The sequence below is a fragment of the Rhizobium sp. PRIMUS64 genome (assembly GCF_023006465.1).
GTDB classification, from domain to species: domain Bacteria; phylum Pseudomonadota; class Alphaproteobacteria; order Rhizobiales; family Rhizobiaceae; genus Rhizobium; species Rhizobium leguminosarum.
The window spans coordinates 1-13,886 of the sequence record NZ_JALBGX010000067.1 but is presented as its reverse complement, the minus strand read 5'-3'; the positions used below and the strand labels follow the sequence as shown (position 1 = coordinate 13,886).

The following is a 13,886-nucleotide window of genomic DNA, read 5'->3' as shown; positions in this document are numbered from 1 at the left end:
GCCTTTCCGAATAAGGCGGCTGACACCTCCCGCACGAACCTTCTCCACCCGGAACGGCAGACACAATCCGTTCTTGCAGAAGCCAACGCATCTTCTGGAAAGTTTAACATGGCCTTGAATATTCTGGACACGAACGGCATCACGCTTACCAGGACCGGCGCTGAGTTCGAAGCCTACGACGTCATCCGCCACTCCGAAGCCACTCCCCTCGCCGCTGTCACCCTCGCCGTCTCAGGTTCCGGCGTGGCAGATCTGGCAGACGAACTGGGCTCGGTTTCCGCGAACGTGACCGGCTCGAGCGGCGACAACACGATCACGACGGGCGCAGGCAAAGATACCATAGTGAGCGGCGGTGGCGCAGACACGTTAAGCGGCGGCGGCGGCGACGACTTGCTCAATGGTGAAGCTGGCAACGACACGCTGAATGGCGGCGACGGCAATGACGAGATTTACGGCGGCGTCGGCAACGACGTTCTCAAGGGTGGCGCGGGTAATGACACGATTAGCGATGGAGATTATTTTTCCAATGTCGCTGAAACCTTCAACATCGATGCCGGCGATGGCAATGACAAAGTGACTTTGTTCAACGGCCCTTTCGCCAAGGTATCGGGAACGATAGACGGCGGCGCTGGCACCGATACGCTGCAAGCCAGTGATCTAACAGGCCTGACGATCAAAAACGTCGAGATCCTCCAACCAGCCACATCCGGTGTGACCGCATCGACCGCGCAGTTCGAATCCTTTGACAAAATCCTCGGTACAAGCTCTGATTCTTCCGTCCAATTGAGCTTAACAGACGGCGCCCATGTCGATCTTTCCGACGAGTTGGCAGGCAAGCTGAACTACATCTTTGGCAGCTCTAACGTTTCCGGCATCGATGTCACGACCGGAAGCACTCGCGACTTTCTCACCGGGACTGCCGGCAGAGACATCTTAGACGCCGGCGACGGCAACGATTATATCAATGGCAATGGCGGAAATGACCGGTTGATCGGCGGCAAGGGCGACGACACGATCGTCGATGGCCAGCTATCCAGCTCTTCGCCGGAAGTCTTCGACATTAGTGCGGGCGACGGGAACGATGTCATAACCCTCCAGACACCGTCTCAGGCGCTTTCCGGGACGATCGACGGCGGTGCCGGGATTGATACACTGCGAGTGTCCAGGTTTGCCGAGCTGACGATCAAGAACTTCGAAATTCTTGAAACCGGTGACTATGGTTTTACGGGTTCAACCGCACAGTTAGAAAGCTTCGACAAGATCTCGGGAACGAAGGACGCTTTCGGCTCCTCTGTCGCCGTCTTGAGATTGACGGACAATGCCCATCTGGATCTTTCCGACGAGCTTGGAACGAGTCGGGCCAGCATCATTGGCACCGTCTCCGCCATTGACGTCAAGACCGGCGGCGGCGACGACATGTTTACGGGAACGGCCGCCAACGACATTTTCGACGGCAGCGGCGGCAACGACACGATCAACGGCAATGCCGGCAATGACAAATTGATCGGCGGCGATGGCAACGATCAACTCTTCGGCGGCGCTGGAAATGACGTTATCAGGGGCGGCGCGGGCAACGACAAGATCACCGATGGCGATAATATGTCCACCGCCCCTGAAGCCTTCGACATTGACGCCGGCGACGGCAATGATGCCATCAACCTGCAGTCACACTCCGCCGCGCTTTCCGGATTTATCGATGGCGGAGCAGGCACGGATACGTTGCGTGTGATCGAGCCGACGTTGGCCCCTGGGATGGAGTTCATCGGGCTTGCCGGCCTGACGATCAAGAACGTCGAAATTCTTGAAACGGCAGGAGCCGAGGTTATCGCTTCGGCTGCCCAGTTCGAAAGCTTCGACAAGATCGTCATTTACGACAAGCCAGGCTACGAGAACGATGTCCTCGCACTGACTTTAACGGACAGCGCCCATGCCGACCTCTCCGACGAACTGGCAAACCGCCACGTCGACATCTTCGGCACCGCCTTCGGCATCGACGTCAAGACCGGCGGCGGCGACGACTATTTCTTCGGAACCGGCGGCAATGACAGATTCGAAGGCGGCGCCGGCAACGACGTGCTGTTGGGCGGTGCAGGCACCGACACGGCGGTCTTCTCCGGCAATTTCGCCAAATACACCTTCGCATTGAACAATGGCAGCCACATCCTGACGAGCGCCCTGGAGGGCAAGGATACGCTGACCGATGTTGAATTCGCCCGTTTTTCCGACGGCGTCTACGATTTCGCCAAGGGAAAGTTCACGCCCGACGGTAGCAACAGCGCTCCCACCAATATCCAGCTTTCGAAAACATCCCTGTTGGAGAGCACCCCGATCTGGACCACGGTCGGCCTGCTTAGCGCCAAGGACGCAGACGGCGACATGCTCACCTATACGCTGATCAACGGGGCAAACGACCACTTCCGGATCAACGGCAACCGCATCGTCACCTCCAAGGCTCTGGATTACGAGACGGCGAAGTCGCACACGATCAAGGTGGCCGTCTCCGACGGCAAGGTCACGGTCGAAAAGGACATCACGATCAACGTCCTCGACGTCAACGAGACGCCGGTCAACAAGGCGCCGACCAATCTCGCCTTCTCGCGCAACTCGGTCAACGAGAATGTCGCGATCGGCACCTCGGTCGGCCTGCTCACGGCAAAGGATCCGGAAGGCGATACGGTGAAATGGCGGCTAACGGACGATGCCGACGGCATCTTCAAGCTCGTCGGCAACAAGATCCAGACAAAGGCGGCAATCGACTACGAAAGCACCCACAGCCTGACCTTCACCGCCGAAGCCTATGACGCGGCTGGAAACGCCACCAGCCACGATTTCACGCTCGCCGTGAAGGACGTCTTCGAGCCGTCGGTTTCGAGCCTGCTGCACGACGCTTTGATCTAACTGCGGCTTGATTCCAAGCGGCGACGCAATACGTCGCCAATGGCTTTAAAAACGGGGGGCTTGCGGTCAGCAGGCTCCCCGTGTCGATGAGGCGGAACAAGGCGCCCCGCCGAATCGCTTTTCCCCACTGGGTAGAAGCGGGAGTTCGGGCTGAGCGCCCGATCCAAATTGCTGCTCCCCCTACGCACCCGGTTCGGCTATAACTCCTGCCGATCCGAGGAGAGCCCGCATGCGCCTGCCCACATTCATCCTCGCCCTGGCCATGGCGGCGCTCGCAGCCTTGCCCGCATCGGCGGCAACCTACAAGACGCCGAAGGCGCTGCTCAAGGCGCTCTATAGCTACGACACCGACAACAGCGACGCCGAGGCGCCATCACCCTATTCGATCTTCTTTTCCGACCACCTGAACAAGCTCCTCCAGACCGATCTCGACAACACGGCGGAGGGCGATGTTGGCGCAATCGACTTCGATCCCGTGATCGCTGGACAGGATGGCGCCGCGAGCGACGTCAGGATCGGCCAACCGATCCTGCTGGATGATAAGGCCGAGGTGGAAGTGCAGTTCGAAAACGGCGAGGAGGTGACGCTCTTCTACACCCTGGTGCGTGAACACGGCGGCTGGAAGGTCGACGACATCGCCAACCAAAAGGGGGATAATCCGTGGAGCCTCGGCGCGTTGCTGGGTGACGCGCAGTAGGCGGCCCAGCCACCCGCCCTCGTGGTTCGAGGCGATCCTGCGTTTGTCACTGCAATCGATTCATTGGATCGATTGCTCCGTTCCTCACCCACCATGAGGGCTGATCGGCGTGCCTGCCGCCCCGACCGCCCCACGAACAAATCCCTGCCGGCTATCGAATCCGCCCGTCATCCCGTTTCGGCACGGAATCCCGATATGGCACAGCCGGGCAAGAATCCGTTAACCCATGGTCAAGTATCTGAATCTTCGGCATTTCCCGACATCGATGCAGGTATGCCAAAAGAATCCCGCTTGCTTTTTGCCCGAAATGCTGGCACGAATTGACTTACTCGGGCATTTGCATGCCGGTGACTGGACTGATGTGGTAATCCCTTCCGTTTGGAAGGCGGCGCGGGAATACCCGCCTACGTAGACGTTCTTTCCCCGTACGTGACTTCTCCGACTGACCCTTCGTCCCAATCGATCGGGGCGAAAGCTAAAGCCGTCCGCTTCCTCTCGGGGGCGCGGATACTACACAGACTAAGGGAAAAGGACGATCCCAATGGCCACCAAGGGCACCGTAAAATTCTTCAACCAGGACAAGGGTTTTGGTTTCATCACGCCGGATGGCGGCGCAAAGGACGTTTTCGTCCATATCTCTGCGCTGCAGGCTTCTGGCATCCAGTCGCTGCGCGAAGGCCAGCAGGTTACCTTCGACACCGAGCCGGACCGCATGGGCAAGGGCCCGAAGGCCGTCAACATCTCGGCTTCGTAAGTCAGACTTCCGCTCACGCGGCATGAACGGCGCTCCGCAAGGGGCGCTGTTTCTGTTTTTGGCGTTCGATTTGTCGATCGCATCGGCAGATGTTATATGCGCGCATATGGATGATCCCGCCCATACGGCGCTGCATTGAGGCAGCGGGGCACCGCAGTGCGGCGCCCGGGAACAACGAACGATGGAACATCTATGACGCAGAAGAGGCCAATTTTTGCGGTCGCCCCAATGATCGACTGGACGGATCGGCATTGCCGCTATTTCCACCGGCAGATCAGCCGCGAGGCGCTGCTCTATACCGAGATGGTGGTGGCCGATGCGATCATCCACGGCCCGCGCGAGCGGCTGCTCGGTCATGACGCCGCCGAGCATCCGCTGGCGCTGCAACTCGGCGGATCGGACCCGGCAAAGCTTGCCGACGCGGTGCAGATCGCCGAACCCTATGGCTATGACGAGATCAACCTCAATGTCGGCTGCCCCTCCGACCGTGTGCAGTCGGGCACCTTCGGCGCCTGCCTGATGTTGACGCCGGAGACAGTGGCCGAATGCATCGCGGCGATGAAGAGGGTTGCGACCGTGCCGGTGACGGTGAAATGCCGGATCGGCGTCGACGAGCAGGAGCCGGAACAGGCGCTGCCCGAGCTGATCACCCGCGTTCTCGATGCCGGCGCCGATGCGATCTGGATCCATGCGCGCAAGGCCTGGCTGAAGGGCCTGAGCCCCAAGGAAAACCGCGAAATCCCGCCGCTCGACTACGACATCGTCTACCGAATGAAACAACGCTGGCCCGATGTCTTCATCGGCATCAATGGCGGCATCCGCACGCTCGACGAGGCAGCAACCCACCTAACCCATGTCGATGGCGTCATGCTCGGCCGCGCCGCCTATCAGAATGCCGCGATCCTTGCCGACATCGACCAGCGCTTCTTCGGTGCGCCTGCGGCCGAACCGGACTGGGAAGCGTTGCGCGATCGGATGATGGCCTATGCCGAACGCCACATCGCCAGCGGCGGCCGGCTGCAGCACGCGGCGCGCCACATGGTGGGCCTCTTTACCGGCCTGCCCGGCGCAAGGCGCTACCGCCAGATCCTCTCGACCGACGCGGCCAAAACCGGCGCCGGGCCGGAAGTGTTGGCGGCGGCCTTTGCGGCGGTGGATTTTTCGGGAACAGATCAGGAGGCGGTCAGCGCCTGACGCGAAGCGGCGTCACAACCGCGCCATCGGTAGCAAGATCTTCTTCTCGATCCGGCCGGCCACCGAGAACACCAGGATCTCCGTATCCCTGCCGATCCTGCTGCCATCCATCAATCGGACGATATCGTCGACGCCGCCGACCGGGCTGCCGTCGATGGCGAGGATATAATCGCCCTCCTGCAGCCCTCCCTTTGCCGCAGGCCCATCGGCTTCGACGCGCCGGATGCGAACGGAGGTCGTTTGTGCCGTGCCCGCGGCGAGTGCCACCCGGCGCGGCAGCACAATCGTATCGCCTGATATGCCGATGAAGGCGCGCCTGACCTGGCCATAACGGAGAATCTCCGAAACCACGAAATTGGCCGTATTCGACGCCACGGCAAAGGCGATGCTCTGCGCACCTTGGATCACGGCGGTATTGACGCCGATGACCTCTCCGCCCGAAGACACCAGCGGCCCGCCGGAGTTGCCGGGATTGAGCGCCGCGTCGGTCTGGATGACGTCCTCCATCAGCCGGCCGCTTGCTGCCCGCATCGACCGGCCGAGCGCCGAGACGATACCGGCGGTAACCGTCCATTCGAAGCCGAGCGGGTTTCCGATCGCGATTGCGATATGCCCCCTGCGCAGGCGCTGGGAATCTCCGAGCTTCGCCCAGGCGCCGGTGCTTGTATTGGCGCGAATGAGGGCGATATCGGTATCCACATCCCGGCCAAGCACACGGCCCTCGGTAACGAAGCCGTCGGGCGTGGTGATGCGAACCACCTTGGCGTCGTCGACGACATGGTTGTTGGTGACGATCAGACCGTCAGGCGAGACGGCGAAGCCCGACCCGTGCCCTTGCCGGCCACCCACCCTCTCAATCCGGCTGACTGCCGGCCCGACGATATCGACTGCTTCAGCGATCGATTGCGAATAGGCATCGATCAGCGCCCCATCATTCTGAGGCGCTATGTCCTTATCCATGTAACCCATTATTTGATCCTCAGGCGGCAAAAACGGCCGTCCCGCCGCCGGCGAAGCGGTCGCGATTGCGAAGGTTCGCCATTGTGGTGTTGTGTGAGGATTAGATGGTTGGGCATAGACCCGCGTTCAAGTGAGCGCCGGCGGCGGTCTGCAATGCGCGCAACGCAGAGAATGCCAACACGCCTACCCGGATAGATATGCTGAACTACCCGAACAGATATCTTGAACGCACGGCCAAAAATTGGCTCATTGCAGACATTCGCCCGTCAAATCAGCTGCCTTCGCTACCCATGACGAACCTGCCTAAGGAGTGGAACAGGCCGACATACCGCGGATCAAAAGAATATTCGCAGCACGAAGCAGCCAGGCGAGGATCGCCAAATCCCCGTCCCTTCATACGAGATGGGCGGTGCTGCGCGCCCGTCGCGCAGAGACATACAAACGTCTGTCATATCAATAGAATAGAAAGAGCCATTCAATTAGCACATCAGCATATTCAGAGCCGACTTATCCGCTCAGGCGCGACCTACTTGCCCCAAGCCTCCGGCGCAACGGCGCTCGTGGCCTTGCCAATTCTGCCGGCAACGGCGCAAACTTCTGACCGCATGAATCCAACCCCAACCAATGGAGCCAAGAGATGAGCACAGTCACAACCAAGGACGGCGTCGAGATCTTCTACAAGGATTGGGGGCCGAAGACCGCCCAGCCGATCATGTTCCATCACGGCTGGCCGCTATGCTCCGACGACTGGGATACCCAGATGCTGTTCTTCCTTGAGAAGGGCTACCGCGTCGTCGCCCATGACCGGCGCGGCCACGGCCGCTCCACCCAGGTGGGCGACGGTCACGACATGGATCACTACGCCGCCGATGCCGCAACCGTCGTCGAGCATCTCGATCTCAGGAACACCGTCCATGTCGGCCACTCCACCGGCGGCGGCGAAGCGACCCATTATGTCGCCCGCCACGGCCAGCCGCAGGGCCGTGTCGCCAAGCTCGTCATCATCGGCGCCGTGCCGCCCATCATGGTGAAGACGGATGCCAATCCCGGCGGCCTGCCGATCGAAGTCTTCGATGGCCTGCGCAAGCAGCTCGCCGCCAATCGCGCGCAGTTTTATTACGATCTGCCGGCAGGCCCGTTCTACAGCTTCAACCGGCCAGGCGCGAAAGTGTCGGAGCCGATCATCAACAATTGGTGGCGCCAGGGCATGATCGGCGGCGCCAAAGCGCATTACGACGGCATCAAGGCCTTTTCGGAAACCGACTTCACAGAAGACCTGAAGACCATCACCGTGCCGACCTTCGTCATGCACGGCGACGACGATCAGATCGTGCCGATCGCCGACTCCGCCCTGCTCTCGGCCAAGCTGCTGCAGAACGCCACGCTGAAGGTCTACGAGAAATTCCCGCACGGCATGTGCACCACTCATGCCGACATCATAAATCCCGACATCCTTGCCTTCATCAAAGGTTGATCCGTGATGTTACCGGGCGCCGACGAGGCGCCCGGTTACCATGAGCGGCTTGACATCGGCATGACCAAATTTAATCTCCACGCGGCTAAACTGGGTGAATTCCGATGCTCCGTATCAACCTGCTTGCGGCAATCGCCATCGCCATGATCTCCGCCAACCCCGCCTCCGCCGCACCCTGCAGGAACGCAGCCGGTCACGCCGTCAAATGCCTGGCCAAATCGGCGCAGCAGAGGTCGATCGGCCAAAACAGCAAGCTGCAGCGGGGAAAGGTGCGAACGCACGTGACGGATACGACCGGCAGAGTGAATTATAAATGGTGACTGGCTGTTTGCCGTCCCACACCCAGGCCGCCGGGCCACGTCGATCGATTGACGGTCAGTTACGCATTTCCCATGAAACCGTTTTCGCCGCTTTGCGTTTAGCGGCCATGAAAAGAGAACGTGAACCCTCATCAAAGGCTTACCGGCAGGATCGTTTCGAAAACACCGAGCGAGCCGCCAAGGAAACCATCGAGGCGGAGCAACGGGCCCGCCGGGAAAAAACCATGCGGCTGAAAGAGCTGCGCCTGTCACAGCAGGGCGCCAAGGACCCCGCAACCAAGTAGATCCCACACTCGCACTATCCGATCGGCACGCCGATCGATCTCATATCCATGCCCTGCCGCCCACGCCCGCGTCTTTCCGTGCGTGCCCCGAATTCTTTTTGAATTTCGGACCTTCGCCCATCTTGCAGAGCAAACATCGCGAAATTATCTTTTTTTCACGAAAGCGATTCACGGCATCCAAAAAGGGCAAATTGCGATGTCAGACAAGCTGTTCAGCACACGGGACGAACCGCTCGCCTCCGAAGATCTGGATGTGTGCAGGCGTGTTCATGAAGCTCTCTGTAGCGGGTCAAAGATCGACAGATCAAGCAAGGAAGCCGACCGTCTGGGCGCCCTCATCATCGAGCTCTACCGCCAGGGTGTGCACGACGAAAGCCAGCTCCGATTGCTGGCCGGCGGAACGTGAGCCTGATAGCGCGAGACGTCGAGCTAGCTGCGAGTCCGACACCGCCTTTTCCCGGGCGCGGACCGAGGTCGCCTGCACGCGATCGAAGAGCGGAACCCATTTGCCGATATCTCCGGCCGTCTTGGTGCATCTGCGTGTCGGTATTGGCCGTCCGTCGCCAGCGTCGCCTCATTCCAGCAGGACATCGCCCATAAGGGCCGATTTGCCGATGCCGTGGCCGGATGCGACCGCAATCTGCAGCGGCTGAAACCGCGTTGCGGGATCGCGAATGATTGTAAAAATATCCCGTCGTTATAGAGCGAGTGATGCCGCGCAAGCATATCCAGCGCCCGCAACCGGTCCGCCCGCTTGATCTTCGCCGCATGCACCACCTCCCCCTTGCCCTTGGCCGAGGTGCCGATCTCCAGCCCCACAACGCTTGCCGCCGTCCGCTCATCCCACTCCGAAGGCGCCTTCAGCGGCCCCTGGTCATCGAACACGTCACGGACATCACCAAACGCGACGTAGGCAATGGCGACAAGCACCCACTCGGCGGAAGTCTCCATCTCGGCAAGACGTGGCGCTAAGGCTCTCTCAATCTCCGCCCGCACAGCCTCATTCGCATCAAGCGATTGCCATTGGCACGCGACTTTCCGCTATACCCCGTCCGCACCGCCGCGTGCTTCGCATTCAAATCCTTCAGATATTCCGCCACATACAGGCGCTGCTTCGGCGTCAGTTCTGCCATTGGTGATCGTGCCCTCGAAGAGAGGGCGATGGTAGCAGGCGATGGTGGCAAGGTGAAAAGCGCGCCGCGGGGAAGGCCCTACGAAGCCAGACCTCTGTCCCTGTTGTAAATCTCCCCCGGAGTCGGCTCTCTGGTCACAATCGTGCCGTCGGAAAGCCGGCGACGCATGACATCGCCGTGCCAATGCCATTCTCCGGATACGCCAGCGAAAAACAGCGCACGAAGCGCCTCGACCACGCGGCTCCACACCGATGGCTTCGGACGTTGGAAACTGATCGTTGTCATTTTGTCTTTGCTCCCCTTCAAAATTATTCTCTGCCGATCGCGCACGTCACGTTTCTCTCTTCCCGGAGGGTGCCCGATCAACATGGATTGGAATGATCCAGCCGCGCCAATATGCGCAATGCCTCAATTCGATCCGGCTCCCAGAAGGTCAGCCTGAGCCGGCCTACATCCGAATCCAGGGAGAACGCCTCGCGGGCCAGCCCGATCTCGGCAAGCCTCATGCGTATGGAGTCGAGATCGGTCATGCCACCCAGCGGCTCCATGATGATGTATTGCGTCGGTTGCGCCATGTGGAAGACCCTTATCTCAGAGTATTTGCCGGCGTACGAAAACAGAAACAGCAACACAGCTCAAGGAAAGTCTTAATATCTGGTTACCAAACGAAGTTAAGACTTCGTTACACATGAGGTTGACCGCCGTATTAATATTGAACACCGGAAACCGCTCTATGATTTCAAGAGAGATTGCTATGGCGTCAACGTCCTTCGATGACATCCAATGACGATATCCCTGGCACCCGTGTCAGACCCCGGCCCGCGCCAGCCTCTCGCTCAGCGCCTCCCAGCCCGTTGATTTCCCCTGTCGTTATAGAGCGAGTAGTGCTGCGCCAGCGGCCTGCTGTGTAGCTCTAGCAAATCAGCCGGTAGCGATGCGCTGCAGGAGTAATTTGACATCGCAATTTTCGAAGAGCTTTATTATCGCCACCAAGGAAACGTCCTGTATCTTTTGTGAGATTTAAGCATCGGGGTGTCGATTGCGGGAGCCTCAGCTAGACGGATTACGAGCGATTGCACTTCTGTCAGTGTTTTATTCTCATTTCTGGCAAGAAAGCTCGAACCTTGGCCACCTCGGAGTTCGGTTCTTCTTTGTGTTGAGCGGATTCCTCATCACAAACATTCTGTTAGACGTCAAGGGACACGATCATCACGCGGCTGGGATAACTGTGTTCTTCGCGCGAAGAGCAGCGAGAATTTGGCCACCCTACTTCCTGACGCTGGGATTTTGTTGGCTGGCAGCAGGCCCGTTACGTCTCCCGATGATGCAGGAGTCGTTGCCGTGGCATGCATTGTTCCTCTCCAACATCTGGTATGCAACGCACGGGTCCGAGCCTTGGGCGCTAGGGCACCTTTGGACACTTGCAGTCGAAGAGCAATTCTACCTGATTTGGCCTTTTGTGATCCTGGCGTTGCCGTCCCGTCATTTTCTGAAATTATGCGGCGCACTTGTTTCCTGCACCGTACTCTACCGCGTTTGCGCATTTGCCCTCGGCAAGGTTGATGAAGCCAATGCGCTGCCTTTCGATTCAATCGATGCTTTGGCGGCCGGTGCCGCTTTGTCGTTCCTGTCTGCAGAAGGGTGGAGCGCTCCGCGATGGCTCCTCTGGTTGTCAGTACCGGTCGGTTTGGCTGGGTCTATCATGCAAATCGCTTTTGACTTGGGAAACCTCGTTCAATGGGTCGTCCTCGAGGCCGCCCTCGTCTTGCCGCTGGCCGCAATCGTGGCAGTGGCCTCAAAAGGGCAGTTTCTCAAAATCCTTGCGAACAGATCTCTCAGCGGCTTGGGCCGGATCAGCTACGGCGCCTATCTCTTCCATCTTCCGGTCTGGGCGGTTCTTTTTGCATTGAGCGCCCGTTTTGGCGTCGGTGACTTCTTCTCGCGCGGCCCGCTTACGATGCTCGTCGCTGGATCGTTATCCGTACTCACCGCTTTGGTATCGTGGATCATGGTGGAGCGCCCAGTGATGGCTTGGTCGAAAAGGCTGACGAGCCGGCTGGCTGCCGCATGATCGGATAGCCGAAGGGCCAGGCGTATGCCCGACGGATGGTGTCGCACGCTGGTGCCATCATTGTCGCTCTTTCGACGCACATGCCGCCCCCCGAACGACCCGTCCGACATTGAGCTCCGATAAGAGTAAAGTTCGTCTGCGCCGCGTCGTCGGTGCGATCTTCTCAGACATTCCCGCCCATTGGCGGTGGCGAAGCTGTCCAGCGTTTTAGGACCAGTCGGTTCCTGCCGTCCGGTAGTGGTGCACAGGCCTATTATGTTAGCAAAAACGCACATACGCCGCCTCATTCCATCCCAAAATGAAACCTATTCCCTTCCGCTGCGTTTTCCCCTCGATACATCCGTTGACCCAAGGTGAGTAAAATGAACAGATTCGCCATCATTGCCCTGTCGATAGCGACGGCCTTCTCCGGAATGCCGGCCTCGGCAGGCCCGGCCTTCGTGCCGAACCCGGTCCAATCGGCGGCGCAGCCGGCACCGGGAAATACCGATGCCCGCATCATGACCGTCGGCTGCAATAACTTCACGAACTGCCCGGGTCAGTTCGGCAATAATCGCAGGTGGTATCGCAACCGTCACCACTACCGCAACCGGGATTATTATCGCGACGACCGTTATGGCTCGTATCGACGCTACGATCGCGGCTGGCGCCATAATGACAACACCGGCGCCATTATTGGCGGTCTGGCGGCCGGCGCCCTCATCGGCGGCATCATTGCCTCGCAGCCGCGGGCCTATACCTCGCAAGGGTATAGCTCACATGCCGATTATTGCTACTCCCGCTATCGGTCCTACCGCGCCTATGACAATACCTACCAGCCGAACTACGGCCCGCGCCGCCAGTGCCGCTAGTCCGACCCATCCATCAGAGCAAGCCTCGCATGAAATGCGGGGCTTTTTTGATGGCCGAAAGCCCGTTGCACGGCTTCCAATCGCCAGTGGGGCGTGTTTGTCTGCGCGAGTGGGGGGCGCACACTTGGTTAGGCGACGCGAACCTAGGTGCTAGATGACGTCTGGAGAAACAGCAAAGTCCGCCGGCCGCGTCGTCCTGCTGCAGCCGGATATGGAAAACCTGTCGGGTTTCGAAGCGGCGCTTGCCGCCGGCTGGTCTCCCGATCCGCGCCGCGCGGGCGATGAGGCCCATGTTCACGGCGAGCTTCAGCGGCTGCGCCAGAACAGATTAGGGTTTTTCCACGATCTCATTCCTGATGGTAGACAGCGGGCTGGATCCGGACCGCCGCCTCTCACCACCCGCCTGTTCTGGATTTGGGACGCCGAATTTTGCGGCAGCATCAGCCTGCGTTTTCAAGCGGGCACCGAGGAACTGCCACCCGGAGTATCGGGCCATGTGGGATATTCCGTCGTACCGTGGAAACAGCGCAACGGCCACGCGACTGCCGCCCTGGCTCTTCTGCTGGCGGTCGCGGCAAAGGAAGGCCTCGACCGCCTCGTTATCCTCTGCAACGAGGACAACGACGCCTCGCGGCGGGTGATCGAGCGCAATGGTGGCGAATTGTTCATGCGCGGCCCGCATTCCTCCGACAGGCCCGATCAGATCAAGCTGTATTTCTGGCTGAGGCCCGGAACCGCCGACTGAAATGAAGCGCGACGGAATTCCAGACGGACGGAGCACAGGCTTTGCCCGCCTTTGCTCCGTCCGTCCCGTCAGCCTGGGGCGGGCTGAGTGCTGGTCGCGGCGGCAGCCGGCGCCGCCGCGCATCGTCTCTCAATAGGTCGCGGCCGGTTTCGGCTTCTTCTCGGTCCATTGCGGCGGCGCGCCGTATTTGGCAGCCACAGCCCCCATCAGTCCGGGCGGCCGGCCGAAGGCGTCGCAGGCGGCGTATTTCGGTTTTCCGCCGAGCCACGATTTCATCCGCTGCCCCGATGGCAGCGAGATATCCAATCCCTTCGGCTCCTTGCCTTTGATCAGCATGCGGGAAAACTCGCTGCTGAATTTCGAAGCCAGGCTATAGGCGTCGCCGACTTCGGAAACGCGGGGGTTGTTCTGCAGCGAGTTTGCCCCGCGCGACCAGACGATGGCCGCCCGCTGCACGCCACCGCTGTCAACGGCTTCCGCCTCGACCGCCAGTCCGCCCAGGCCG

The 13,886-nt window shown here is 60.0% G+C and carries 15 protein-coding genes and 1 pseudogene; 12 read left to right on the top strand and 4 right to left on the bottom strand.

The window, feature by feature from the left end; all coding sequences use genetic code 11:
• The first annotated feature begins 108 nt into the window (after positions 1 to 108).
• The 5 genes from MOV76_RS23635 to dusA all read left to right on the top strand — a co-directional run bounded on the left by MOV76_RS23635 (position 109) and on the right by dusA (position 5,543).
• Positions 109 to 2,898 carry a cadherin domain-containing protein gene (locus MOV76_RS23635; protein ID WP_247265398.1) on the top strand — a complete coding sequence of 930 codons (2,790 nt, stop codon included), beginning with the start codon at positions 109 to 111 and terminating at the stop codon, positions 2,896 to 2,898.
• Positions 2,899 to 3,127: 229 nt separating this feature from the next.
• Positions 3,128 to 3,595, top strand: coding sequence for a DUF3828 domain-containing protein (locus MOV76_RS23630; RefSeq protein ID WP_193446603.1), 468 nt, complete (start codon positions 3,128 to 3,130; stop codon positions 3,593 to 3,595).
• 195 nt (positions 3,596 to 3,790) lie between these two features.
• A complete protein-coding gene (locus MOV76_RS39860; protein ID WP_258719821.1) occupies positions 3,791 to 3,919 on the top strand; it encodes a hypothetical protein in 129 nt (42 codons plus the stop codon).
• A 217-nt stretch (positions 3,920 to 4,136) separates the two neighbouring features.
• Complete coding sequence (locus tag MOV76_RS23625) at positions 4,137 to 4,349, top strand: cold-shock protein (RefSeq protein ID WP_003540801.1); 213 nt, start codon at positions 4,137 to 4,139, stop codon at positions 4,347 to 4,349.
• 192 nt (positions 4,350 to 4,541) lie between these two features.
• Positions 4,542 to 5,543 (top strand): tRNA dihydrouridine(20/20a) synthase DusA, encoded by a 1,002-nt coding sequence (gene dusA / locus MOV76_RS23620; RefSeq protein WP_247265397.1) that lies wholly within the window; start codon positions 4,542 to 4,544, stop codon positions 5,541 to 5,543.
• Positions 5,544 to 5,555: 12 nt separating this feature from the next.
• Here dusA and MOV76_RS23615 read toward each other — a convergent pair whose 3' ends face one another.
• Positions 5,556 to 6,512, bottom strand: a complete 957-nt coding sequence (locus MOV76_RS23615; RefSeq protein ID WP_247265396.1) for a S1C family serine protease — start codon at positions 6,510 to 6,512, stop codon at positions 5,556 to 5,558.
• Between the two features lie 628 nt (positions 6,513 to 7,140).
• Between MOV76_RS23615 and MOV76_RS23610 the strand changes: the two genes are divergently transcribed.
• From MOV76_RS23610 to MOV76_RS23595, 4 genes are all read left to right on the top strand, one after another.
• The gene (locus tag MOV76_RS23610) at positions 7,141 to 7,977 is read left to right on the top strand and encodes an alpha/beta fold hydrolase (RefSeq protein WP_247265395.1); all 837 of its coding nucleotides are present in this window, start codon (positions 7,141 to 7,143) and stop codon (positions 7,975 to 7,977) included.
• 104 nt (positions 7,978 to 8,081) lie between these two features.
• Positions 8,082 to 8,297 (top strand): hypothetical protein, encoded by a 216-nt coding sequence (locus MOV76_RS23605; RefSeq protein WP_018242539.1) that lies wholly within the window; start codon positions 8,082 to 8,084, stop codon positions 8,295 to 8,297.
• Complete coding sequence (locus tag MOV76_RS23600) at positions 8,291 to 8,581, top strand: hypothetical protein (RefSeq protein WP_247265394.1); 291 nt, start codon at positions 8,291 to 8,293, stop codon at positions 8,579 to 8,581. Before MOV76_RS23605 ends, MOV76_RS23600 begins: the two co-directional genes overlap by 7 nt.
• Before the next feature lie 196 nt (positions 8,582 to 8,777).
• Entirely contained in the window at positions 8,778 to 8,987 is a 210-nt protein-coding gene (locus MOV76_RS23595) for a hypothetical protein (protein WP_018242541.1), read from the top strand.
• 23 nt (positions 8,988 to 9,010) lie between these two features.
• Here the strand turns inward: MOV76_RS23595 and MOV76_RS23590 are convergent.
• Positions 9,011 to 9,714, bottom strand: a pseudogene (locus MOV76_RS23590) (terminase small subunit).
• Positions 9,715 to 10,076: 362 nt separating this feature from the next.
• Positions 10,077 to 10,289, bottom strand: coding sequence for a hypothetical protein (locus MOV76_RS23585; RefSeq protein ID WP_018447183.1), 213 nt, complete (start codon positions 10,287 to 10,289; stop codon positions 10,077 to 10,079).
• A 464-nt stretch (positions 10,290 to 10,753) separates the two neighbouring features.
• Here MOV76_RS23585 and MOV76_RS23580 point away from each other — a divergent pair, with 464 nt between their 5' ends.
• The 3 genes from MOV76_RS23580 to MOV76_RS23570 all read left to right on the top strand — a co-directional run bounded on the left by MOV76_RS23580 (position 10,754) and on the right by MOV76_RS23570 (position 13,381).
• Positions 10,754 to 11,785, top strand: coding sequence for an acyltransferase (locus MOV76_RS23580; protein WP_247265393.1), 1,032 nt, complete (start codon positions 10,754 to 10,756; stop codon positions 11,783 to 11,785).
• A gap of 362 nt (positions 11,786 to 12,147) precedes the next feature.
• Positions 12,148 to 12,636 (top strand): BA14K family protein, encoded by a 489-nt coding sequence (locus tag MOV76_RS23575; protein ID WP_247265392.1) that lies wholly within the window; start codon positions 12,148 to 12,150, stop codon positions 12,634 to 12,636.
• Positions 12,637 to 12,790: 154 nt separating this feature from the next.
• On the top strand, positions 12,791 to 13,381 hold the full coding sequence (locus MOV76_RS23570; RefSeq protein WP_247265391.1) for a GNAT family N-acetyltransferase: 591 nt from the start codon (positions 12,791 to 12,793) through the stop codon (positions 13,379 to 13,381).
• Positions 13,382 to 13,510: 129 nt separating this feature from the next.
• Here MOV76_RS23570 and MOV76_RS23565 read toward each other — a convergent pair.
• On the bottom strand, positions 13,511 to 13,886 hold a 376-nt coding region (locus MOV76_RS23565), incomplete at its 5' end, for a DUF3313 family protein (RefSeq protein WP_247265390.1).